Origin of the sequence: Dyella psychrodurans (assembly GCF_003363265.1) — a bacterium.
In the GTDB taxonomy this organism is placed as follows: Bacteria; Pseudomonadota; Gammaproteobacteria; order Xanthomonadales; family Rhodanobacteraceae; genus Dyella_B; species Dyella_B psychrodurans.
The window spans coordinates 1,175,555-1,198,827 of the sequence record NZ_QRBF01000001.1 but is presented as its reverse complement, the minus strand read 5'-3'; the positions used below and the strand labels follow the sequence as shown (position 1 = coordinate 1,198,827).

Annotated in this window: 22 protein-coding genes; 11 read left to right on the top strand and 11 right to left on the bottom strand. The window is 59.7% G+C overall.

Going from position 1 to position 23,273, the window contains the following annotated elements:
• Nucleotides 1–66: 66 nt before the first annotated feature.
• From DWU99_RS05725 to DWU99_RS05700, 6 genes are all read right to left on the bottom strand, one after another.
• On the bottom strand, nt 67–1,011 hold the full coding sequence (locus DWU99_RS05725) for a peptidylprolyl isomerase (RefSeq protein WP_115476996.1): 945 nt from the start codon (nt 1,009–1,011) through the stop codon (nt 67–69).
• Nucleotides 1,012–1,114: 103 nt separating this feature from the next.
• Nucleotides 1,115–2,197, bottom strand: a complete 1,083-nt coding sequence (locus tag DWU99_RS05720) for an NHL repeat-containing protein (protein ID WP_115476995.1) — start codon at nt 2,195–2,197, stop codon at nt 1,115–1,117.
• Between the two features lie 242 nt (nt 2,198–2,439).
• Nucleotides 2,440–3,120 carry a TorF family putative porin gene (locus DWU99_RS05715; protein WP_147292894.1) on the bottom strand — a complete coding sequence of 227 codons (681 nt, stop codon included), beginning with the start codon at nt 3,118–3,120 and terminating at the stop codon, nt 2,440–2,442.
• 24 nt (nt 3,121–3,144) lie between these two features.
• Nucleotides 3,145–4,353, bottom strand: coding sequence for a S8 family peptidase (locus DWU99_RS05710; RefSeq protein WP_158543240.1), 1,209 nt, complete (start codon nt 4,351–4,353; stop codon nt 3,145–3,147).
• 68 nt (nt 4,354–4,421) lie between these two features.
• Nucleotides 4,422–5,060 (bottom strand): zf-HC2 domain-containing protein, encoded by a 639-nt coding sequence (locus DWU99_RS05705; RefSeq protein ID WP_115476992.1) that lies wholly within the window; start codon nt 5,058–5,060, stop codon nt 4,422–4,424.
• On the bottom strand, nt 5,057–5,647 hold the full coding sequence (locus tag DWU99_RS05700; RefSeq protein WP_115476991.1) for an RNA polymerase sigma factor: 591 nt from the start codon (nt 5,645–5,647) through the stop codon (nt 5,057–5,059). The genes DWU99_RS05705 and DWU99_RS05700 overlap by 4 nt, the downstream gene beginning before the upstream one ends.
• 491 nt (nt 5,648–6,138) lie before the next feature.
• Between DWU99_RS05700 and DWU99_RS05695 the strand changes: the two genes are divergently transcribed.
• From DWU99_RS05695 to DWU99_RS05675, 5 genes are all read left to right on the top strand, one after another.
• The gene (locus DWU99_RS05695) at nt 6,139–7,293 is read left to right on the top strand and encodes a lipase family protein (RefSeq protein ID WP_158543239.1); all 1,155 of its coding nucleotides are present in this window, start codon (nt 6,139–6,141) and stop codon (nt 7,291–7,293) included.
• A 133-nt stretch (nt 7,294–7,426) separates the two neighbouring features.
• Nucleotides 7,427–7,942: an RNA polymerase sigma factor gene (locus DWU99_RS05690; protein WP_115476989.1), complete on the top strand. Its 516-nt coding sequence runs from the start codon at nt 7,427–7,429 to the stop codon at nt 7,940–7,942.
• Nucleotides 7,935–9,062 carry a FecR family protein gene (locus tag DWU99_RS05685; RefSeq protein WP_115476988.1) on the top strand — a complete coding sequence of 376 codons (1,128 nt, stop codon included), beginning with the start codon at nt 7,935–7,937 and terminating at the stop codon, nt 9,060–9,062. Before DWU99_RS05690 ends, DWU99_RS05685 begins: the two co-directional genes overlap by 8 nt.
• 136 nt (nt 9,063–9,198) lie before the next feature.
• Complete coding sequence (locus DWU99_RS05680) at nt 9,199–9,459, top strand: hypothetical protein (RefSeq protein ID WP_115476987.1); 261 nt, start codon at nt 9,199–9,201, stop codon at nt 9,457–9,459.
• A 56-nt stretch (nt 9,460–9,515) separates the two neighbouring features.
• The gene (locus DWU99_RS05675; RefSeq protein WP_115476986.1) at nt 9,516–11,021 is read left to right on the top strand and encodes a CehA/McbA family metallohydrolase; all 1,506 of its coding nucleotides are present in this window, start codon (nt 9,516–9,518) and stop codon (nt 11,019–11,021) included.
• A gap of 73 nt (nt 11,022–11,094) precedes the next feature.
• On the opposite strand, the gene DWU99_RS05670 is transcribed toward DWU99_RS05675, so the two are convergent.
• Nucleotides 11,095–11,721 (bottom strand): phosphatase PAP2 family protein, encoded by a 627-nt coding sequence (locus DWU99_RS05670; protein ID WP_115476985.1) that lies wholly within the window; start codon nt 11,719–11,721, stop codon nt 11,095–11,097.
• A gap of 138 nt (nt 11,722–11,859) precedes the next feature.
• A complete protein-coding gene (locus DWU99_RS05665; protein ID WP_115476984.1) occupies nt 11,860–12,882 on the bottom strand; it encodes a glycosyltransferase family 9 protein in 1,023 nt (340 codons plus the stop codon).
• Nucleotides 12,883–13,643: 761 nt separating this feature from the next.
• Here DWU99_RS05665 and DWU99_RS05660 point away from each other — a divergent pair.
• The 6 genes from DWU99_RS05660 (at nt 13,644) to hmpA (ending at nt 21,045) form a co-directional block, all read left to right on the top strand.
• Nucleotides 13,644–14,075, top strand: a complete 432-nt coding sequence (locus DWU99_RS05660) for a YeeE/YedE family protein (RefSeq protein ID WP_115476983.1) — start codon at nt 13,644–13,646, stop codon at nt 14,073–14,075.
• A complete protein-coding gene (locus DWU99_RS05655; protein ID WP_115476982.1) occupies nt 14,072–14,506 on the top strand; it encodes a YeeE/YedE family protein in 435 nt (144 codons plus the stop codon). The genes DWU99_RS05660 and DWU99_RS05655 overlap by 4 nt, the downstream gene beginning before the upstream one ends.
• Before the next feature lie 2 nt (nt 14,507–14,508).
• Entirely contained in the window at nt 14,509–15,375 is an 867-nt protein-coding gene (locus DWU99_RS05650; RefSeq protein WP_115476981.1) for an MBL fold metallo-hydrolase, read from the top strand.
• Nucleotides 15,376–15,383: 8 nt separating this feature from the next.
• The gene (locus DWU99_RS05645) at nt 15,384–15,719 is read left to right on the top strand and encodes an ArsR/SmtB family transcription factor (RefSeq protein WP_233510885.1); all 336 of its coding nucleotides are present in this window, start codon (nt 15,384–15,386) and stop codon (nt 15,717–15,719) included.
• A 648-nt stretch (nt 15,720–16,367) separates the two neighbouring features.
• A complete protein-coding gene (locus DWU99_RS05635; RefSeq protein WP_115476979.1) occupies nt 16,368–19,547 on the top strand; it encodes a TonB-dependent receptor plug domain-containing protein in 3,180 nt (1,059 codons plus the stop codon).
• Nucleotides 19,548–19,836: 289 nt separating this feature from the next.
• Nucleotides 19,837–21,045 carry an NO-inducible flavohemoprotein gene (hmpA, locus tag DWU99_RS05630; RefSeq protein WP_115476978.1) on the top strand — a complete coding sequence of 403 codons (1,209 nt, stop codon included), beginning with the start codon at nt 19,837–19,839 and terminating at the stop codon, nt 21,043–21,045.
• A 13-nt stretch (nt 21,046–21,058) separates the two neighbouring features.
• Here the strand turns inward: hmpA and DWU99_RS05625 are convergent, their stop codons facing one another.
• From DWU99_RS05625 to DWU99_RS05615, 3 genes are all read right to left on the bottom strand, one after another.
• A complete protein-coding gene (locus DWU99_RS05625; RefSeq protein WP_115476977.1) occupies nt 21,059–21,493 on the bottom strand; it encodes an RrF2 family transcriptional regulator in 435 nt (144 codons plus the stop codon).
• 115 nt (nt 21,494–21,608) lie between these two features.
• Complete coding sequence (locus DWU99_RS05620) at nt 21,609–22,448, bottom strand: helix-turn-helix domain-containing protein (protein WP_115476976.1); 840 nt, start codon at nt 22,446–22,448, stop codon at nt 21,609–21,611.
• 38 nt (nt 22,449–22,486) lie between these two features.
• Nucleotides 22,487–23,038, bottom strand: coding sequence for a carboxymuconolactone decarboxylase family protein (locus DWU99_RS05615; RefSeq protein ID WP_115476975.1), 552 nt, complete (start codon nt 23,036–23,038; stop codon nt 22,487–22,489).
• Between the last annotated feature and the right edge of the window lie 235 nt (nt 23,039–23,273).

Below are 23,273 nucleotides of genomic sequence, written 5' to 3'. Positions count from 1 at the left end.
ATGCGTGTTTGCGCTCAGGCCGGATTCATGAGCGCAACGCGGTTCATCCCTGGTTGTGGATGTCGCTCAATGCTGGGCGCTTGCGGCGGGTTCGGTGCGCACGGGAATGTCGATGTTGCATACATCGATCTTGCCGGCCGGCAGCGTGTAGAACGCATCGCGGCGATTGCGCTTGGCTTCGACGATGGCGGCGAACGTCGCGCTGTCGGTGCGCAGCACCTGCAGTTTTTCCCGCTCCGACGGCGGCAGATCGGCCGCGACGCGAACCGAAACGATCGGCGTGCGCTGCGCCGCCTGCGTGTAGAAGCCCAGCGGCCCGGTGCCGCGCGGAAAGGCCGAGAGGTACTGCATGCCCTCGATCACGCGACCGGCGATGGCGAGGTTGCGGTCGAGTCCACGGGGCGCCTGGCCGATCACCGCATACAGCGAATTGCCGCTGCCGCTATCAGGTGCGATATCGCGCGCCACGCCGACCATGCCGTAGCAATGGGTCAGCCATTCGCGTCCCGTGGCGGGATCGCGCGCTGCGGGAAAGCCTTCCGTGAAGCCTGCCTGCGGCGCATAAACGTCGCCGTCGGGCAGGGGAGTCCAGGGCAGTTTGGAATCGACCGTGCGCGTGTATTCCGGCGGCAGTTTGCTCTTTGCCGTACCCAGCGACTTGATCTTGCTTTTGTCACCGTTGTCGTCGTCGTTGGGATCGCCCCACTGCGTCACGAAGTTGTCCTGCACGCGGATGATCGCCAGCCCGTCGAAATAGTGCTCGCGCACCAGCGTGCGGATATTGGCGGCGTGCAGCGGTGTGAAATCAGGGGCAAGCTCGATCACCACGCGGCCCTGCGGCAATTGCATGTAGAGCAGGTTTTCCGGATCCGGCGTGCGCCATTCCTGCGGCTTGGACTTGGCGATCAATTCTTTCGCGGTGGGTGTCGCCTTCGGCGTGTCGGCAGCAGCCGGCAGGGTCAACAGGCTGATCGCGACGGCCAGCGCGGCCGAGATATGACGCACGTGCATGGGCTTCCCCTGATGGATCGGATGAACTGGTTTGCCAAGGTAGCAGAAAAGCCCCGCCGGGTTGGCGGGGCTTTGCTTGCGGCAGTGCGCGACCTTCCGCGCGCTAGAAATCAAAGGGCGGCGTGAGGCCCGTAAAGTCGCCGATCTGCTTGGCGTCGTACGGACCGTTGAGTTCGTTGAACCCGTCGCCGGGCGAGTTGAGCGCACCTTGCTGGAATACGATCTTTCCAGCCTTGTTGATTTCGATCACGCGATCGTTGAATTGATCGCTGATCAGCGTATGTCCGTTCGCCAATCGCACCGCGCGCGTCGGCAAAGGCGTGGGGTTGCTGCCTGCCTGGGTGTTTGTGTAGTACTGCCAAACTACCTGGTCGCTGCCGTTGACCTCCACGATGCGGTTGTTGTTCGAATCGCTGATCAGCGTGTCGCCGTCAGGGAGGCGACTGGCGAAGGCCGCGCCGTTGACGGTGCCCTGCGCGGTGAATTGCTTGACGAGCTGTCCATTCGGTTTGATCTCGATCACGCGATTGTTGTTTTCATCGGCGATGAGGATATGACCGTTTTCCAATACCTCCGCACTGTTCGGATTATTGAGCTGATCCGGACCGCTGCCGGCCACGCCTGTCTGGCCGTATTGCCATTCGATCTGATGGTTCAAGTTGACGAGAATGATGCGCTCGTTGACCTGATCGGTAATCAGCACGTGTGCGCCGAGATGGCCGGGGAAGCTGATCAGAAACAGCGCTTGCACCGGTGTGTTCAGCTGGTTCGGACCTGAGCCTGAGACACCCGCCTGGCCGTACTGCCAGATGATGTTGCCGTTGGGATCGACGATGAAGACGCGGTTGTCAGGACAGCCGTTGACCGTATCGGAGCAACCCGGCAATCCCGGTGGCGTGCCGGTACCCGAGATCAAGGTAAGAGGCCCGAAGCGTTCCGCGTCGTTGGTGCCGACCACGCTATGCGGACCGGGTATGTCCGAGCCATTGCCAAAGTGCCAGATCACCCGATGCGTGGCGCGATCCACTTCCACGACGCGATTGTTGAACTGATCGGCGATGAGTATGGGGCCGTTGTCCTGCGCGGCGGCCGCGCGTGCGTAGAACACGCCGGCAGCCACGCCAGCCACGACCATGGCTGTGATGAGTTGTCGAACTATCGGTTTTTGGAACAGAGCGCGTGCCATGGGTAACTCCTCCATTGGGGGTGAGGAAGCAATTCCGTGCGCGCCGCCGGCGATAGGCGAAACGTATCGCTTCGCGACGCGCATGTGCAGGAAGCTTTTTCAAGGGCGAACGACTCCCTGCCGCGAACGCAGCTTCCTGTTCTTGCCTGTTTGCAGACGTCCTCTTTACCGGGTCAGCGAGGCGTCTCGTTCAAAACTTTCGTCGCCATCGATGCCTGCAACGAACGCATGTGTCGATATCGTCACCATGCATAGGAAAAACTCAGAATCCACGCATTGCGAGTCACGCCCTGGCTCGCCGGATAGCCGAACACTTCGTAACTCGCGCCACGAACGGTGGACCAGCTCAGCTGTACATCGCACGGGGTTAGCGCAAGACCGATGCCTGCGCGCAAGTCCGAGCGATAACGGCTGGCGTGATAGTCCGCCACGTCGCCGTCGCGCCGCAGATAACCCACATGTCCGAACACGTACCATCTGCCGACGAGGGTGTGGCTGTCGTTGAGTTCGGCATACCACGCGGGATAACCGAAGTTGAAATAGTCGGGTGCGTAGTAAACGCGGCCCACCAGCTGCTGGTAGGTCAGCCCGACGTAGGTCTCGGCATACGCATACGATTCCGGTCCGGTGAAGCGTGTGTATCGTTCGCCCGCGTCCCAGCTCAGGTTCGCTGTCAGGCGACTGGCGTAGCCGGCATAGACCAGCCACTGCGCAGCCTGCCTGGGGTCGTCGAGTCGCACGCTAGCCATCATGCCTCCCGCATACCATCCGGTGGAGGGCAGGTCGTAGTCGAACGCCAATTGCGCAGATGGCCGGTCGTCGCTGAGAGACACTCCGCGAAAACGGTAATCGGAACTCAGCGTGATGCTGCCCGCGAACTGCGCGCGGGCCTGCATCACGAACAAGGTGAGAGCGACTGCCACGATGGCTCGTAACACGGGACGTTCTCATCGGCGCGGCACCGTCAGTGAGGCATTCGCCGTAGCGCAGTCGCACGTGCAACTTTCGCTTACCCGCGCCACGGCCGCACATGCATCGATCATCGCTGGCCGCATTGAAGCCAAGCCTAGCGCAGTTTTTGCGTTCAAGGCGTCATGCAGCTGCGTGGGCGTGATGTCGGGGGACAGCTCCCGCACCAATGCCACCAGTCCGCTGACCTCGGCCGCCGAGAACGACGAGCCGGTCACGAAGTTCCAGTGCGCGCCCGGCTGGGTGGTCGGGACATCGACACCCGGCGCCCGTAACGCGCCTTCGATGGTCACGGGTTCGGTATGTTCGTCGGCCACGGCGATCACGCCCGGATAGGAGGCCGGGAACCCGCCATCCGTCGCGGCGCCGTCCACGGCGCCGACAACGGTGATATGCCGCGCCAACGCGGCATCCAACAGACGTTCCAGCAGTCGATCGCGAGGGCCCGCCAGGCTGAGATTGAAGACCGTGGCATCGCTTCGCAGCGCGTATTGCAGCGCCTTGGCCAGCGTAAAACTGCTGCAGCTCGCGGCCGCATCATCGCTCGATGCCTGCCAGCAGGCACGCAATGCCAGGAGCTGCGCGTGCGGCGCGACGCCCGCAATGCCCACGCCGTTGCCTTCGCGCGCGACGATGATGCCCGCGACTTCCGTGCCATGCATCTCGGCGCGATAGGCGCTGTCGTCGACAAAATTCTGCGTCTGCGCAACCTGTCCGGCCAGATCCGGGTTCGAGACATCCACGCCGCTATCGAGTTCGGCCACGGTCACGTTCTTGCCCGTGGTGATCGTGTGAAGCTCGGCCAGATGCCATTGTGTGGCGGTGGGTTGCAACGGATAGAGCGGATCGCCCTTGCCGAGCACATGGAAAAGTTGCATCGGCTCGGCCGATTCGACGCGCGCATCTTGCGATAGCGTCCGGGTAATCTGTTGCGTCGACAGGCCAGGGCCCGCTTGCATCACGAAGCAATCCAGGCCCAGTGCAGGCATTGGCCAGCCGCCGATCAACTGCAACCCGTATTGATGCGCGAGCTTCTGCGCAATGTGTTTGCGTGCGGTTTCGTCGGGCGTCGACGCATAGTCGCCGACGTAGTCGTTGGTCGCGTGCAGATGGGGTGGCGCAACACGCAGCATGACGAGCACTTGCGAACGCGTCGCATCGGGAAGCTGCGCGGGACGCGATGTCATCCCGCCTGTCGACGCGCAACCTCCCAAGCCAAGGACGGCAAGCATGAGGCCGATGGTTCGCCATCGCATCATGGGCTTCCACCCGCCTGGAGATTTTCCACCATGGTCACGGACGGGGAATCGTGCAGCATCTTTCGGCTGGAGGCGGCTTGTTCGTCAGGCACGCTGAGGAGATACGCGCCCGTCTCCGTGGGGCCGCCAACAATGCGGCCATCGCCGGCGCGCACCAATCGACGCATTTGCGCTTCGCTGATGCGCGGATCGAACACGACCACCAGCAGCGAGCCCTTGCTCGCCGGGGCACTCAGCGTGTGATACGCGGCGTGACGATCCTGAAGCAGCACCACGCCCATGGCGAAGATGATCGCGGCTTGCGCGGCGGCGAGCCAGGCGAGCCGGCGTCCGCGTCGCCGCCACGCCGAGGAGAGAGAGGCCGGTGTCGCCCTCTTGATGCCGACCTTTCCCATGCGATGGCGCAGCCGCTTCATGGCGTGCGGTACATGGTCCGCATCGGCATCATCGTCGCGATACTGCGACTGTAGTGTGCGCAGCCAGGCGACTTCGCGCTGGCATTGCGCGCATTCCGCCACGTGCTGTTCGACTTGTCGACGTTCGTCGTCGTCGAGCGTGCCGTTGATCAGCCAAGGCAGAAGGCGATCGGCCTCCGCGTGCACGGGCCCTTCGAACTTGATCACCCGACCATTCATATGGCCTCCCTGCGCGACGCAAGCCAGGTCTTGAGCTTGCGTCGCGCATAAAACATGCGCGTTTTGACCGTATCGACCGGACAGCCCATGATCTGCGCGATTTCGCGGCAGGCATATCCGAAGTAATAAGTGAGCTCCATCACCGCGCGCTGTTCGGGCGACAGCGTGCCGAGCGCGGCATCCAGATGCTTGCGCAACTCCTGCTGCTCCAATGCGTCGTCGGGGCCGACGGCAGAGACATCCGCATGGTCGCGCACGTCCTCGTCCACGGGCTCGCCGTGCCGCCTGAGTGCCTTCAGCGATTGGCGATAGGCGATCGCCAGAATCCACGTGGAGACTTTCGCGGTGTGGTTGAAGGTGTACGCCTTGCGCCATACCACCATCATGGTGTCGTCGAGAATTTCCTCGACCAGCATCGGTTGCTTGGTGATGCCGCGCACAAAGCGTTGCAGGCGCGGACTATAGAGACGGTAGAGCGTTTCGAAGGCGTCGATTTCCTCCGCGGCGACGCGACTCAACAGAAGCACTTCGTCGTCGGTCGAGACGGCGTTGCCTTGTCTTTCGTCGTCAACATGCCTGTCGCGCATGGCGGCTCCCAGGAACGGTACCCCTGCATGCACGTGGATACCCGCCGGGGCCCGTTTGGTTCAATCGGGTTTTGAACCGTCCCACAGGGTGCGGGTATTCACGATGGCCCTGTGAATCGTACCCCTTCCCCGGCAGCCGGGCATGAAGGCTGCTTCCCAGCCGAACAGGCCGCGTGTGGCGCTCGTTCCATGCGCGGCAGATGAAGCAATCGCGTTACGACCGTGTGAACGGGTGCGATCGGTTGATGTATATGCAGGTCATGAGCCGGTCGGCTGAGCAGACTCGCCGAACGGTCGCAGCAACAGGTTGTGGGCGTTCACCGTGCCGGCGAGGATCTCCCCCAGTTCGCCGGCACGGCACTTTTTAAAAGTGCCGTCTTCTCGTTGTGCCATGCTGAAAGCTACAAAACTGGACAGCGCAGGGGCGGCCGATGATCTCTTCCGGCAGGTTGTTCAAGTGGTTGCTACGCACGCTTGTTGGGCTCGCTTGCTTGTTCGTCGTCGCTTTGATCGTGGTTTGGTACGTGACCTTGCCGACACCGCCGGATGCGTTTTACACATGGTCCGCGAAGGTTCCGGCAACGCCCGGAACGCTTTTGCGCGCCGAGCCGTTCGCGCGAGGTATCCCCGCGGGCGCGAAGAGCTGGCGAATCCTCTACACGACAACACAAGGGAATGGATCGCCCGCGTTGGCCAGCGCCATTGTCGTGGCGTCTTCCGTCGACGCTGCCGAACCCAGCCCGGTGATTGCCTGGGCGCACGGAACCACCGGTGTCGTCCCGGCGTGCGCACCTTCGCTTTCACAACAGCCGCTCGACGGTACGCCGGCGCTCGCGTTGGCGATGCAAGCGCACTGGGTGGTTGTCGCGACCGATTATGCGGGGCTGGGTACGTCCGGCGCGCATGCTTATCTAGTCGGTGCCGACGAAGCGCATGCCACGTTGGATGCCGTTCGGGCTGCGCGCCAGATGAATGCGTTGAAGTTGTCCGACAACGTCGTCGTGTGGGGATATTCGCAAGGCGGGCATGCGGCCTTGTGGACCGGCATGATCGCGAGCGGCTATGCACCGGAGCTTCGGATAGAAGGTGTCGCCGCGCTGGCGCCGGCCACCGATCTCCCCGCGCTCGAGGATTACACGCAAGGCATGCTGGTCGGCAGGATTTTCTCGTCTTATATCGTGGATGGATATAGCGCGACATACCCGGATGTCTCGTGGCCGGGGATGGTGCGCGTCGGTGCGTTGTTTCCGGCCCGCGATATGTCGCGCAGGTGTCTCGATGGCAAGAGCGCCCTGCCTGCTGTTGCCGATGCCTGGCTTATCAGCGGTTCGATCTTCAAGGCGGACCCCGCATCGGGACCGCTTGGAGCGCGCCTGCGCGAAAATATCCCGAACGGAAAGATTCAGGCGCCCTTGCTCATCGCACAAGGCCTTGCCGACCAACTGGTGGCACCATCGATCCAGAACGCTTTCGTGCGAAGCGCTTGCGAGCGCGGACAATCGATTGCATACGTGACCTATGCCAACAAAGATCACTTGTCGCTGGTGGCCGCCGGATCGCGATTGGAAACAGATCTCTTCCATTGGACGCAAGACAGATTTCAGGGTGTTGCCGTCGCGGCAGGATGCGCGACCGAAGCGCGATGACGGAAATGGACGCTTCTCACATCCCTGACGCTTCACAAATGGCGTTTCATAAATGCGTAACAAGCCGGTCATACGATGCCGGATCATCGTATTGCCGTGTCCTCCGGCGACGAAGGCGGTCGAGGAGGGCGCCATGCACGATAGGCACAAAGGCTGGTCTGCGTTGTTTGCGGAAAAAAGCGCGACGCTGAGCAATTACTTCCTCCGGCGCGTCTCGCACCGGTGGGACGCGCAGGATCTCGTGCAGGAGGTTTATCTCCGCCTGCTTCGAATCGAGCCATCCGATGCGGCGAACATCCGCAATCCGGAAGCCTATCTGTTTACTGTTGCCGCCAACCTGGTCAAGGAACATGCGGTCATGCGGCAACAATTGCCGCTCGGCAGCGACGGCCTGGAAGAAGTGCTGGAGCAATGGAGCACGCCATGCGAGGCCGCCGCGGGCGTGGATCGCGAATTGCGCCGTCAGCGACTGGGCACCTTGATCAAGAAGCTCTCGCCCAAATGCAGGGCGGTGCTGGTGATGCACTACCGGGACGAATTGTCGTATCGCGAAATCGCCGAGAAGCTGGCCATTTCGCCCAACATGGTGAAGAAATACATCGTGAAAGGACTGGCAGCATGCCGGCAAAGGATGGCCGACTATGAATAAGCCCGGAAACTTCGAAACCAGGCGCCGCGCGCGCAGGATCACCGAGCAGGCCGCCGCGTGGTATCTCGAGCAACAAGACAATCCTAGCCAGCGACAGCAGGCCGCATTCCTGACGTGGTTGCGCGCCTCGCCCGCGCACGTCGCCGAATACCTTGCCATCGCGCAGATGCACGGCGACATGAAGGCGGCCGCGGCGATCGATACGATGAGCATGATGGAGCTGGCGGAGCAGGTCCGGCGCGAGACGCCGGTCGTCGCCTTTCCGCGTGTCATGCCGCAAGCACCCGACAACAAGCAGGCGGCAGGTTCGCGCAGATACACCGTCTGGCGGTTTGCCGCGGCGGCTGCGTTGATCGTATTGGGGTTGTTTGGCGCCTGGCGTCTTTGGAATCCGGCCGAAGGCGCGGTTCAACAGCGTTATGCCACCGGGCAGGGAGACGTCAGGGAAGTGAATCTCCCGGACGGGAGTCTTGTCCACCTCGCGCAGAACAGCGTGATCGACGTGCATTTCGATGCGCTTGCCCGCAGGATCGACGTGGTGCGTGGCAACGCATTGTTCGACGTGGGCAAGGATCCGAAGCGGCCGATGTTCGTTGGCGTCGGTGGCCACGTCCTGCAGGATATCGGCACGGTTTTCGACGTCCAGCGCGGTGCAGATGGCGATACGCTGACCGTCATCAGCGGCCGTGTTCGTGTCTGGAAGGCATCGGATGTATGGATCGGCAAAATCAGGGCCTACGTGGGCGACTCGCAGACCAGTAGCGACGCCGTGGCCGATCTCGTAGCCGGACAGGAGCTCCGGCTGAGTGCGGCGGGGACTACCGGATCCATACGCGCGGCGACCATCGCCAAGGCAACCGAGTGGATGCCGACGGACATTCGTTTCCAGCATGAAACCATCGGCCAGGTCGCACGCCGCTTCAACGCGTATACGACGACTCCGCTCGTCATCGAAGATCCGCAACTTGCCGGACTGCGGATCAGCGGCGTTTTCCACGCCGACAATCCCGAATCGTTTGTCGCGTATCTGGCAACATTCCCCGGGGTAAGCGTCGTGCGCGACCGCGATCGCGTGCGCATCGTCGCCGCGTCGGAAGTCGGCCGCACGGCCCATCGCTGACTGTAAGAAAAAATTCACGGAATGGGCGGTACCCGGTTGCCATGCCACGGACTCTTAGATGGGTATCGGTCGGCGCAGCGTGCCTTAGGCGCGCGCGTCGACTTGATCGCCTATTCCATCAAAGGTCCCACCGGACATGCGTAGTCGCCTTGCCCTGCATATTGCCTTCGTGTGTGCCACCGGCGTTTCATGTCTTTCGTATGCAGGTACGTCCACGACGTCGTCGCGCGCGGCGACCATGGCTGTGTGCACGGATGACTTCAAGCCATCGCCGGGTTTGACCGAAGGCTGGCCTCGTTCGGACGAGCCTCCCGTCAATCGGGCCGATGCCGATGTGTTCATGGCGCGGCCGGTGATCGGTCGCTTGTTTCGTGCCGACGTCATGTATCGGTTCTAAAGCATTTTTCCAATCATGTCGTACTTGTATCCAGCTGCTTTGCGAGGCGTAGACTCATGCGTGTGTTGCTTGCCCTTGTCCTGGTCGCGTTCAGTGTATGCGCGATGGCCCAGTCGCCATTACCCGATCGCGTCCTGCATGGAGAAATCAGCGGGCGGGATAACCACACCTATCGCAACGTGCCGTTCGACGTGCCAGCGGGCACTACCCGCATCACCGTCGATTTCCAGTACACCGGCAAAGATCAACACACCACGATCGATCTCGGACTGCTCGGCCCCGACGGCTTTCGCGGGCAGGACGGTTTTCGCGGATGGAGCGGCGGAAGCAAACACATCTTTACTGTATCGGCCACCGACGCCACGCCGTCATTCCTGCCTGGAGCCATACGGCCGGGACAGTGGACGCTTCTGCTCGGGATACCGAATATTCGCCCGAACGCGCACGCCCAATACACCGCGCGCATCTGGTTCGCGCACGATGCGGCGGGCGCGTGGGGGCCGGATGCCCTGAACTTGCCATTGCGTAGCCAGGCCGGCTGGTATCGCGGCGATCTGCACATGCATGGTGCGCACAGCGACGGCAGTTGCACCAGTCAAAGCGGTACCCAGCGCGTTCCTTGCCCGCTGTTCGTCACGGTCAATCAAGCCGTGGCGCGCGGCCTGGATTTCATTGCGCTGAGCGATCACAACACCATCTCGCAGTTCAACGACATCCGTGAGTTGCAACCGTATTTCGATCGTCTCCTCCTGATACCGGCGCGCGAGATCACGACGTTCCAGGGGCACGCCAATCTGTTCGGCGTCATCCAGCCGGTCGACTTTCGCGTCGGAAGCGCCAGCGTGCCGGACTGGAATACGTTGTTGCGCAACGTGGCGCCGTTGCATGGGCTGATATCCATCAATCATCCCATTCGCGCCGACGACGAAAGCTGCATGGGTTGCGGTTGGGCGTCGGCGAAGCCTATCGATATGCACCTGGTGCAGGCGATCGAAGCGGTGAATGGCCTGGATGCGATGGTGCCGGCCTTGTCGGGCGTTTCGTTCTGGCAGGATCAGCTCAACAAGGGCTTTCATCTCACCGCCGTGGGCGGAAGCGATAACCACGACGCCAAGCTGGTTCTTCCGACTCCGGGCGGCAGCAGCCTGATCGGTACGCCCACGACCGTCGTGCATGCCAGCGAACTTTCCATGCCGGCGATTCTGGAAGGCATACGTGCAGGCCATGTATTTATCGACGTGCAGGGTACGCGGGACCGCATGCTCGATCTCGCGGCGCGGATCGACAATCGTTCGGCGGAAATGGGGGATACGTTGTCCGCGCCGGCGGGAGGCACCGTGCATGTCACCGTTTCCGTGGCCGCGTTGGCGGGCGATCACATAGATATGATCGTCGACGGCAAACCTCTGCAAACCAATGCCGATTTCGCCATACACGATGCGCGGCAAACCGTTTCGTTCGATTGGCCGAGCGACGGCAAGCGGCACTGGATTCGGGCCGACGTGCGCGGCGCGGGCGGCGAGTTGCTGATGGTGGGAAACCCTGTCTACATCAATGGATGATGTCGTTGCTTCCCGGTGCGCACGATATCGGCGCCACTGATTTGAAGGGCTTGGACGGCGTGTTTCGAGCCCTTCACTTGAAGTAATGGATAAACCCTATCTTGAAGCCCCCCGGCAACCAGCTGAGGATCAGCGGGGAGTTCCGCCGGGACGACCAGATCCCGAAGCCTGCACCCACGGCGGCGCCGACCAGAACGTCGCTCTGCCAATGTCCCCGCGTCTTGACGCGCGCCACCGCATCGTAGGCGGGCAGTAAGGCCAAGGCATACACGACGGGATGATCCTCCCCGTACCTGGCCATGAAGGGTGTCACGGCTGCCGATATGGCGGCGACTTCGCCGCTGGGAAAACTCTGCGCGCGAGTTCCTTGAAAGAAGCGGTTCGGATTGGACGTCTCCGAAGGACGTTCCCTCTGGAACGCGTATTTCATGGCTTCCGTCGTCACGCCGGTAAGCACCATGGAATCCACCGAACGCCACGCAGTGTCGCCGAAGCTGTCCTCATCGCCGAAGGCCAGGGCGCTTGCGCCGACGGTGAAGATGGTGCCGTACAGAATGCCGGTTTGGATGTTGCGGTTCCAAATACCGGAGTTGTCGTACGCAACGCGATGATCGATGCCGAGGAAGCCTCCGCCGGCCCATGCGTTGGCCGAAGCCAGGCCTGCGACGAGGATAGAGGTCAGAGTGCGTAGTCTAATCATGGGAATACTCCCACGTAGCCAGCATCCCCGGAGGGGGCCAATACTTTAAAGCACTTGCCTTTGAATCCGCTTAGCGAAACATAAAAATGCCGTGCAGCGCGTGTGCATGCATTCGACGTCCCTTCGAGCGCGAAATGTTTACGGGTGTTGGTCGAAACTGTCCGACAGGATGGATTCGTTCGATGCCTGTGCGTTTGTTGCGACGCGATGCGTGATCCTCGTGCCTCTCATCGATTCTTTCAGCGAGGCGGGAGCGCTGTCCAAAACCCGCCTGGCGGCCTCGTCAGGAGTAAGTTCCTTTGTTACGAGCGAGCTGTTGAGGTCGCCGTACGGGCCGTACACATTCGCATCGGTGACGCAAAACATGCCAAGGGTTGGAACACGCGATGCAGCGGCAAGATGCATGACACCGCAGTCGGCGCTTATCACCATGTCGAGCCCCGACATGACCGCGGCCATGCGCCGTATGCTGCTGGAATAGTAGCTCGGCCACGCCGAACCAAGCATCGACTTTCCGTGCATGGGCACGATCTCGATGATGGCGACGTGCGGCGACAGCTCCTGCAACGATGCGATGAATTCGTTCCACCACGTCGTGGGATAGCGCTTGGATCCGGTGGCGTCGGCGAAAATGCCGATAACGCAGGGCACAGGAGAGGCTGCGCTCGCACCAAGCAATTGCTGGATCACGATCTTGCCGTTGGATCGTTCGTCAGCGGTCAATCGAATATCCATGGCCGGAAAGCCGGGAGACTCGTTATGCGTAACGGGGGAATGCCAGCGAACGAGGCCGACTGGTCTTTTCGCCATGTGTTTGGGGGCCATGCTTTGAGGCACGGCGTGCGTCAATTCGGGCGATGTCGCCGAATCGCTGAATCCAAGCTTGTATCGTCCCTTGAAAATGCGGGTCAGCGTGCGACTGAAGCCCGATCCGAAGCTCGGGTCGATGATCAAGTCGTAATGGGTTTTCCTGATTTTGAAAATCAGCGACAGGAAACTCGGGGGATGCTTGAATCCGCGTCGTGGGAGGCAATAGATGTTCTTCACACTGAAGAACGTTGCGAAAATATCCGCCGCCAGTGCGCCTTCGGAGACGATATCGATTTCCGCCCCTTTATAAGTGCGCTCCAGCTCCGCCACCAGGGGAGTGATCAGCAACATGTTGCCGAGCCGATGATTGGGCCGGCATATCAATATGCGACGAATCTCGCCCGGTGGAATTTCCGCGGTATGGGCGGCGGCTAAAAGCGCGTTCAAGGGTCACCGTGATAAGAAGATGGTGCATGAGTGTTTCCGACGGGCGGTTCGCTTGAGCTTGCCTTGCGGTCGGTTGGCAGCACGTCCTTGTTCTCACGTGCAGCGAGTGTGTCCGTCCAAACTTAGCTGTGGCTTAGCGTTGCATAAAGACACTGTAATCCATTCGACTTTCAACGAACATTCATTGCGCGTTTGATGGCAAGGCGATCAAGCCGAGCGGATGGCCGGCGGGCTCGCTATATAGCGATGTAATGGCGTTTGAGGCGCAGGCGCGCGCAGAGCTTGTTTGTCTCGATCCAAATCTACGGCAATGGCGGTTGCCTTCCGGGCTTCGGCGCGTACTGACGTCGATTTTCCGGCACAGGCCGGTGCCCATGTATTCCACGCGAACGCCGTCTGCGGTGTGGGAATGGCGGCGGCGAAGAGCTTGCTTGTGCCTTACGTGAATGGCGAATCTCATTGCGACGAGCCGCCGTTGCTGTTGTGAACGATTCAGTTGGGTAGTCGATCGGCGGTGTCGACGACCCATGACCGCACCTCCTGAGAAGCGAGGCGGAATGTGCGCCGTGGGCAGCGTTGAACGCCTTGAGGGCCTTCGAGGGCGCTTGTCCATCTGATTGATGAGTTATATATTCAATAAATCTAATATACGAATTTATATAGTCATGTTTCCTTGGCTGCTTTCTACCCTAGGCGGCGTACTGATCGGGCTGGCTGCCGTGCTCCTGATGGGATCGCTCGGCCGTATCGCCGGCATCAGTGGCATCGTTGGAGGGCTCGCGTCCACACCAAGCGTGTCGGACCCGGGTTGGCGTTTAGCCTTTCTCATTGGATTGATTTTGCCGTCTTTTGCATTGAGCGTTCTTTCTGGAGGAAGCGGCATTGGCCAACCGACCGTCAGTTGGCCCTGGATGGCGGCAGCGGGTCTTTTGGTCGGAATTGGAACTCGGCTTGGAAGCGGGTGCACCAGTGGTCATGGTGTGTGCGGCATCGCACGGTTGTCGCCACGCTCGATCGTGGCGACTTTGGTTTTCATGCTCTCTGGCATGGTTACCGTTTTCGTCACCCATCATCTCTTCGGAACAGCGCACCCATGAAGCATGTCATCGCGGGTTTGGCGGGCTTGTTGTTTGGTATTGGCCTTGTGTTGGGTGGCATGACGCAACCTGCGATCGTCCAGGCCTTTCTAGATGTATGCGGTGCCTGGGACCCGCGACTGCTCTTTGTCATGGCAGGTGCCGTACTGACCACGATGGTTGGCTACCGCCTGGTCTTGCGTCGCGCTCAGCCGTGGCTGGATCACCAGTTCCATCTGCCAAAATCAAAACGTACCGACCTCACATTGATAGCGGGCGCTGTATTGTTCGGCGTCGGCTGGGGAGGTGCCGGCTACTGCCCGGGCCCCGCACTTGTGTCCCTTTCGAGTGGTTCTTTGCCAGTTTGGCTATTCGTGGCATCCATGACATTCGGCTGGTGGCTGGCAAGCCATATCCTGTCTCCGTCGCGCTTTGTAATGCGAGGTTCTTGAACATGAGCCAGCCTGAAGTCAAAGCATTCTTTGATGAACCAACGAACACCTTTAGCTATGTCGTCTGGGATCCCCAAGAACGGCAAGTGGCCGTCATCGACAGTGTTTTGAATTACGACGCGTCGTCAGGGCGCACGGGGCACGCTTCGGCGGATGCCATGGTGGCTTTCATCAGGGAGGCCTGCCTCGACGTGCAGTGGCTCATCGAGACTCATGCGCATGCAGACCACCTCTCAGCGGCCCCGTATATTCAATCCAAGACGGGCGGGAAAATCGCCATTGGAGAACACATCCGGACTGTTCAAGACGTCTTTGGAAAATTATTCAACGCAGGCACCGAGTTTCAGAGAGATGGCAGCCAGTTCGACCATCTCTTCAAGGATGGAGAGCGCTATCGCATCGGAAGCATTGAAGCAACGGCAATGCATACCCCGGGCCACACGCCTGCCTGCATGACCCACCTGATAGGCGACTGCGCGTTCGTGGGCGACACGCTATTCATGCCGGACTATGGCTCCGCTCGATGCGACTTTCCCGGCGGAGACGCTCGTGCGCTTTATCATTCCGTCCGACGATTATTCGAGCTTCCCGACGACACCCGGCTCTTCATGTGTCATGACTACAAGACGCCGGACCGAACTGAATACCGTTTTGAGACCACCCTTGGCGAAGAGCGGCGCTCCAACATCCATCTCCACGAAGGGATAAGCGAAGAGGCCTTTGTGGAAATGCGAAAAGCTCGCGACGCCACGCTTGCCACGCCTCGTCTTCTGCTTCCTTCGATACAGGTCAACATGCGCGCGGGCTACTTCCCTCCCGCCGAGGGCAACGGCATTCGGTATATCAAGATCCCCCTCGACACCCTATGACTCCCCTCGTGAAGAAGCGCACAGACAAGGTAAAGAAGCTCAAGCTGGACATCCAGACGATGCAGCATCGTGCCGAAGATGCGGTCGCCCTGCTCAAGTCTGTTGGCAGCCAAAACCGCCTGCTGCTTCTTTGCCAGATGGTGCATGAAGAGCGCTCCGTCAACGATCTGGCCGATGCCCTCGGCCTGGCGCAAAGCGTTGTCTCGCAGCACCTGTCGGTTCTGCGACGGGACAAACTGATAAAAGGACGACGCGAGGGGCAATCCATTTATTACTCCATCAGCGATAGCCGCGTGCATGTCTTGATGGAAACCCTCTTCGGCATCTTCTGCGCCGACGACTAGGCGAGTAAGCCTTCGCATATCGCGTCCCTATCACCGCGGCAACGTGCTTGTTACTTGCGCTGCGGGGCCTGGATCGACGCCCATCGCCACCAGCCCCACCTGATGTGTGCGTGGCAGATGAAACGGATGTCGATTTTTCGTTTTCCCATTCGTCGTTCAAAAGTAGGGTTCTGTCGGGCTTGACGCGCAGTCACGCCTGGTAGGGCAGTGCGCACCCGAATGCCTTCCGCGCGAACGGAACAAGGGAGCGGAAAGATGCAAAGAAAAGTTCATTTTTTCAGCTGTCTAGCCACGTCGTGCTCGCCCGGCGCACACGTCGCCGGCGCAACGGCCTGGGCGCCGCAGCCGTTGCCCAATGATCCACGCATGGCGCCGCTTTTCGAATATTTAATGTCCGGCCGCGCCACGAAGGCGGCGCTCGCAAGAAGTGCTGTAGCTGCGGCGATTTCCGACGATGCCACCGTCGTTCACGGTGGTCCCTCCAATGCGCAATGCGAAGTTTCGCGGCGCATCGGAGCCGTTGAACGTGTTGATGATCCCCGCCGGCAAAGGATCCGGCGATACCGCCACGCCCAGCGCGTGAGCGCCAACAACCACGGGAGTTAGCAGACGCGTAGTCACACTCAAAGTGAAGAGGGAGTATCTACCATGAACGCACGACACCAAAAGATGGCGAAGGCCATACGCATGGCATTGGCTCTAGGGAGCTGTGTGTTGACGACGGTAGCGGTGGCACAAACCGTAACGGCCGGACAACAATCCCCCACAGCGAATCCTCAGACGACGACTCCTCCAACCACCTCGTCTTCACCGGCTGGAACGCCATCGCAGCCAGCGCAAGCGCAAACCGGAACGAATCCAACGCCCCCGCAGAAAACCGTGACCTTGCAGGGCATAACGGTTACCGGTTCGATGATTCGAAGCATCGATGTGGAAACGGCGCAACCCGTGACCGAGCTGTCGCATGAAGCGCTGCAGCAACAGGGCTTTGTCAGTGTCGGCCAGATTCTGCAGAACGTTTCTTCCGTCGGTTCTTCGGGCACCAGCAGCCAAAGTGCCTTGGGCAATATCGTGGGCCAGTACGTCAGCCTGCGCGGCCTGGGTGCACCGCGCACCTTGGTACTGGTCGACGGCCAACGCTGGGCCACGGACATTTTCGGTCAAACCGATCTAAGCACGATCCCAAGTTCGGTCATCGATCACATTGAAATTCTGCAGGACGGCGCGTCGGCGATTTACGGTTCCGATGCGATTGCCGGCGTGGTCAACATCATCACCAAGAAGGATTTCGATGGTGTGCAACTCGATACCTACAACAGCATGTACTCGCCGGGGAACGATGGGAAAAACAGCCAGTTCAGTCTCACTGGCGGCAAGAAGTTCTCCAGGGGGGCGTTCCTGGTCAACGTGACCATCCAAAACACCGATGGGCTGACCGCTAACGATCGCGATTTCAGCAAGTACGGCTTTTTCAGCTTTGGGCCCAACTATCCCCAAAGCCAGGCCGTCCCTTCGCCTTTCGGCACCATCACCGGTGCGCTCGACCCGGCGACCGGCCTGCCGGTGAGCCTGCCGCAATTGGCCAATGGCCCGATCACCGTCAACATGGGGCAGGACGGGCGCGATATCGCCAACTATCACGTCAACACATTCGGCGCTCAGTATCCGTCGCCTTATTTCAACAACGACTACCAGAACTCGGCTTTCCTCGAAACGCTGATGCCGCAAAATCGGCTGAAGTCGTATTTGTTGAAAGGCGATTACAAGGTGACCGATCACATCACGGCGAACTTCATCGGCACGTACAACTCGAACGATTCGAGCACGAGCATCAGCGGTTATCCGCTCAGCTCGCTGACGCCGGCCAACGGTGCGCATCTGGCGGAAGCGCTCGGTCTGCCCGTGGGTACGTTCCCGGCGGTTTACTTTCCGTCGCTATCTTCGCAGAGCTATTACAACCCGTTGCCGGGCAACAATCTCGAGTTCAACTTGCCGCTGCAATATCCCAATCGTGTCGTGTACAACAAAGTCAAGCAATACGGTTGGCGTTTGGGGTTGGAAGGCGATTTCTCGCTCGGCGAGAGGGAGTTCAACTGGGACGCGGGCTATAGCGACTATCGCTACACCCAATCGAGCTTCGGCCCGGGCAATCTCAACCTGGTTCACGTGGAGCAGGCGCTTGGCCCATCCTTCCTGGGTCCCAATGGCGTCGTGGAATGCGGCACGCCAGGCAATGTGATCGCCGGTTGCGTACCGCTCAATCCGTTTTCCGGTTCGGGCGGCCTTACGCCGGCGGAGATCAACTATCTCAACATCGTTGCCGGCACGCGGTCCTACAGCGAAATGAAAACCGCGGACGTCAATCTGTCCGGCGACGTGTTCACGCTCCCGCAATCGATGGGAGAGGGCGACGTGACGTTTGCGGTGGGCGCCGATCACCGCGGTATCTCCGGTGGTGCCATCCCGGATCAATATACGCAGCTTGGCCTCAACACCAATTTGCAGCAGAACATAGGCCGCGGCTCTTACGGCCTCAACGAGGCTTACGCCGAGGTGAACATTCCTTTGCTGAAGGATATGGCCGGTGCGCAGCTATTGGATATCGATCTGGCGCATCGCTTCTCGCGCTACACCAACTTTGGCAATACCAACAACAATCAGTTCAAGTTGTCATGGCAGCCGATTAACGATCTGCTGATTCGCGCGAGCTACGGCACGGGTTTCCGTGCGCCGGCCATCGCCAATCTGTATGGCGGCACACTGCAGAGCTTCACGAACTATACCGATCCCTGCGACGTCAACTTTGGCCTGACCGGCATTCCCATTGTTCAGCAGCGTTGCTTGAATGGATTTGCCGGCCTGCCTGCGGTGGGTCCCGGTTTCACGCAGCTCAATCCCAACGCCCAGCCGATCCCCGCGCCCAATACGACAAGTACGACGCCGTTTTTCACGGGTGCCAATGCCAATCTGAAGCCGGAAACGTCGAGGAGCTACACAGCGGGCTTCGTGTACAGCCCGCATTACGTGCCTGGCCTGAACGTGACGCTGGACTGGTACCGCATCAGGATCGCCAACGTCATCACCTTGCCGACGGCCAGCAGCATTCTCGACAACTGCTACTTGCTGGGCGAAACGGAGCAGTGCGATCAATTCCAGCGCTCGACGGCGGGTGGACCCTTCAATGGACAAGTGATCAATCTGTTGCAGGCGCTGGTAAACCAGGGCTTTGTGGAAGAGCGGGGCGAAGATCTGGACTTGAGCTATCTCTTTCCGGATACGCCCGTCGGCAAGTTCAAGATCGACTCGACGAGCACATATATCAATTCAGTGAGGGAACAAACCACGGCCGGCGGTCCGATCATTTCCAACACGCTTGGCGCGTATGACACGGTGCTCGGTCCGCTGTGGCGTTTTCGCTCGACGGTCAATTTGAATTGGAGCTACAAGAAATTCGCTGCGACATGGACGATCCGTTATTACTCGTCGCTGTCGGAACCGTGCATCCCGCCCAACCCGGCGCTGAGCGAGGTTCTCCCCTGCAACGAACCCAACAAGGACCTGGCCAACTCGCCGAACGGATTGAATCGGCAGGGCGGCCTCGCTTTCAATGATTTGCAGCTGAGTTGGGAAGCGCCCTGGAAAGGGCGTATCGCGTTCGGTGCCACCGATGTCTTCAATCGCAAAGCGCCGCCCTCCTATACTGGCGTATACAGTGTGGCGGGCCCGCTGGGACCCACGGGAACGGATGGCTACGGCGATTTTCCTTACAATCCGCAATACGATATCGGGCGTGTCATTTACCTCAAATACGAGCAGAAGTTTTTCTAACCGCCCTCGTTACCTCATGCCGGCAGCATGTTGCCGGGTCGTTGCACATGGCAAAGGGCGCGAATTATTCGCGCCCTTTGCGGTTTTGTCGCCGAACGCTTGAATCGTTGTTTTCAACCTGCCGCCGATGGCGCGTGATGGCCTATCCGCTTGTACAAAAATCCATGACGTTTTGAAGGCTGTAAATGTTTCACGGAGCGGCCTCTGTGACAAGGCGTCGCAGCATGCTGCGCTGCAATTATAAAGATGCATACTAAATACATCTTTATGACTGTGGACTATGTAAGCCATGCTGAGCCAGATTCAACGCGAGATCGTCAAGAGTTGTGTGCCTGCGTTAAAGGCGCATGGCCTGGACCTTACAAAAAACTTCTATGCGCGCATGTTCGAGGCGAATCCCGAGCTGAAACATCTGTTTAACATGAGCCATCAGGCCACGGGCGAACAACAGCAGGCCTTGGCGCTCGCGGTGTTGGGCTATGCGGAGAATATCGACGATGTGTCGGTGCTGGCGCCTGTGATTCAGGTGATAACGGCCAAGCACGCCAGCATGGGTATCCGCGCCGAGCATTATCCGATTGTCGGGCGCCACTTGCTCGCTGCCATCGCCGACGTGATGGGCAGCGCAGCCACGGAGTCCGTGCTGGAGGCTTGGGCAGCGGCTTACGGACAGCTTGCCGATATGCTGATCGAAGCCGAGCAGGCCCTGTATACGCATGCGGCGACGACGCCAGGCGGCTGGACGGGCTGGCGGCCGTTCCAAGTGACTCGCACGGTGCGCGAAAGCACCGAAATTGTCTCGTTCTACCTCAAGCCAACCGATGCCGGATCGTTGCCACCTTTCCTGCCCGGTCAATTCGTCTCGGTTCGCATCATCGATGCGATGGGTATGACGCACATCCGCCAGTACAGTCTCTCAGATGCGCCGCACCACGATCATTTGCGGCTGACCGTCAAACGTCAGGATGCAGGCAAGGACGCGCCGGCCGGGCAGGTATCGACGACGCTGCATGCGAACGTGCTTGAAGGCGACATCCTGGAGTTGTCGTTTCCGCAGGGGCACTTCGTCGTCGACCAGGATAAGGACACGCCTGTCGTTCTACTCAGTGGCGGTGTGGGCATCACACCCATGCTGGGTTTCCTTGCGCATATTGCCAAGGAGCAACCCGAGCGTTCGATCCACTTTGCGCATGCGGCACGCAATCGGCATGTGCATGCGATGAACGATTGGTTGAGGGCGATGCAAACCAGGCATGAGGCGCTCGAGGTGGAGGTCTACTACGAGGAGATCGGTGAATGCGACGTGATGGGTGAACACTACGACAGGCAAGGCCGAATCGATGCGGGAAAGATTGCCGCCAAAGAGCATCTCGTCGATGCGGATTACTACGTGTGCGGGCCGCGCGGATTCATGGCCGCACAAATTGCCGCACTGAAAGAGGCGGGTGTGTCGGATTCGAACATACACGCCGAGTTCTTTGGCGCCTCGCTAAGCTAGCAAGCTGCCGTCGTTACGCCACGATGTTGAGCGCGATCCGCAGCTTGGCGGGTCGCGCCACCAGTTGCTTGAGCGTGTAACCGTCCAGAACGCTCATGAAACCCTTTCGAGCTTCGTCCAGCACATGGCGAAGCGAGCACGCGGGCGTGATGTTGCAACCGTTATCAGGGCCAAAGCACTCCACCAATGCGAAATCGGGTTCCATGTCGCGAACAATGTCGCCAATTTTGATTCGCTCGGGACGATAAGCCAGTTTCAAACCGCCGTTCCGGCCACGCAAGGCATCGACATAACCAAGCGCGGCCAATCGCTGCGTCACCTTCATCAGGTGATTTTCGGAGATGTTGTATTGGGTGGCGATCTCGCGAATGGATGACCGGCGATCGCCCTGCACGGCGAGGTACATGAGCAGACGCAAGGCATAGTCGGTTTGGTAGGTCAATCGCATCGCTGGCTCCCGTTGGTAGCCATGCTACACGCGGCGCCCCTTTGTTGCAGCCGTGTATTCGCAACATCATTTGGCGCAGGGAGCCTGTCCTGCGTCACGCTGGGCGAATGTGCGGTCAGTGGCTGAACATTTGAATGTGCTTCGATTCGGTCGAATCGTCAGCAGGGAACATGCATTCGATGCGGAGTTCCTGCGCACTGATGGTTTGAGGCGTGCCCACGGTCGTAACCATTGAAAAATAGTTCATGACGACGCCATCCTTTGCGAAGCTCAGCGGAATGATTGGCGTATTGGGTGCCATGGTGGAGATGGCGGGCGTCTTCCATTCCGTTTTGACATCGGGGTAGGCATGCAATGCTTGCAACAATGCATCGGTCTTTTCGTCAATGACGCGCCCAACGGATTCACGATACACGCGCTGTATCAGGCTTTGCGCGGTCTGCTCCCAATTGACGACAAACGGACGCATGCCCTGCGGATCAAAAATGAGGTGAAGCATGTTGCGCGGTTCCTTGCGCGAAGACATGTCGATGAAGCATCCAAAAAAGCGAGGCGAATAGTCGTTGGTCATCAGCACATTCCAGTACCTGTCCATCACGAGGGCAGGGAAGGGGGCGTGTTGACGCAGCATGCGATCCAGGGCCTTGCGCAGGCCCTGCATCTCCAATGCTTCAAGCGGGCTTTCGGTATAGATCGCCGCGTAGCCCGCCGCCTGAAGCAAGGTGTTTCGCTCACGCAAAGGAACATCGAGTGCCTGCGCAATATCGATGAGCGTTTGACGACTCGGAGCGCTTCTGCCATTTTCGATAAAACTGATATGGCGTTGTGAAATGCCCGTATCGAGCGATACGTCAAACTGGCTCTTTCCCCTTTTTCCGCGCCAGTACCGCATCAGCGGGCCCAACTCATTTTGAGTTGAGGAGGGGAGGGTGTTTTTATGTGGCGCAGGGCTCATGATGCTATCCGTCGGTGATACGTCTCGACAATGAACGCTTAGCAGGCACTCCATTCATACGGCCGGAAATCCTGTTCCAGCGGCGGTTGCGTCACACTTCCCGTGTAGTTGGTGATGGTCGACGCGGCAACCACGGCCACGACTTCGAGAAGGTCGTCGGTGCCGAAGCCGGCCTGCAAAAACCTTTCCTTGTCGCCAGTGTTGATGCGTCCGCGCTTTTCGATCAACGTCTTTGCGAGTCGGGACAGGGCCGCGAGTTTGGCGTCCTTGGGAAGATCCCCGTCGCGAATGGCCTGCACGTCAGTCTGTTCGACTCCTTCCTTCAGTGCAAGGAAGGTGTGGAACGCTACAGCCCACGTGCATCCATTGGTGACCGCGTTGGTAAGAAGCAGCGTCTGAACTTGTAGCTCGGAAAAACTGCCGCCGTGAACGGTTTTGAAAAGTCCGACAAGACTGTTGATCAATACCGGAGACGTCGACATGGCGCCCAGTAAATTGGGAACAAATCCGAACGCCGATTGAAGCGCTTCCAGGGCCGGCTTGGATGCCTCGGGAGCGGAGCTGGGCGAGTGAATGGGGAAGTTGGACATGGCTGCATCTCTCAAATGACATGGAACGAATTGGGGGGGTGTTGCTCGGAGGCGTGTGTCCGAGTGACCGTAAATGTGCGCTCATAGCCTCATCGTCTCAATTACGTCCGAGGTAATAACGGCTCACCGATGAAGAAACGGGATTTGTCCATTTGACTTCTTTCCCACAGAGCGGGCTGGGGTTGGCCTTTCCAGGTATTGGGCAAATGGCGAGCCCCGGCCGGTCGGCTCAAGC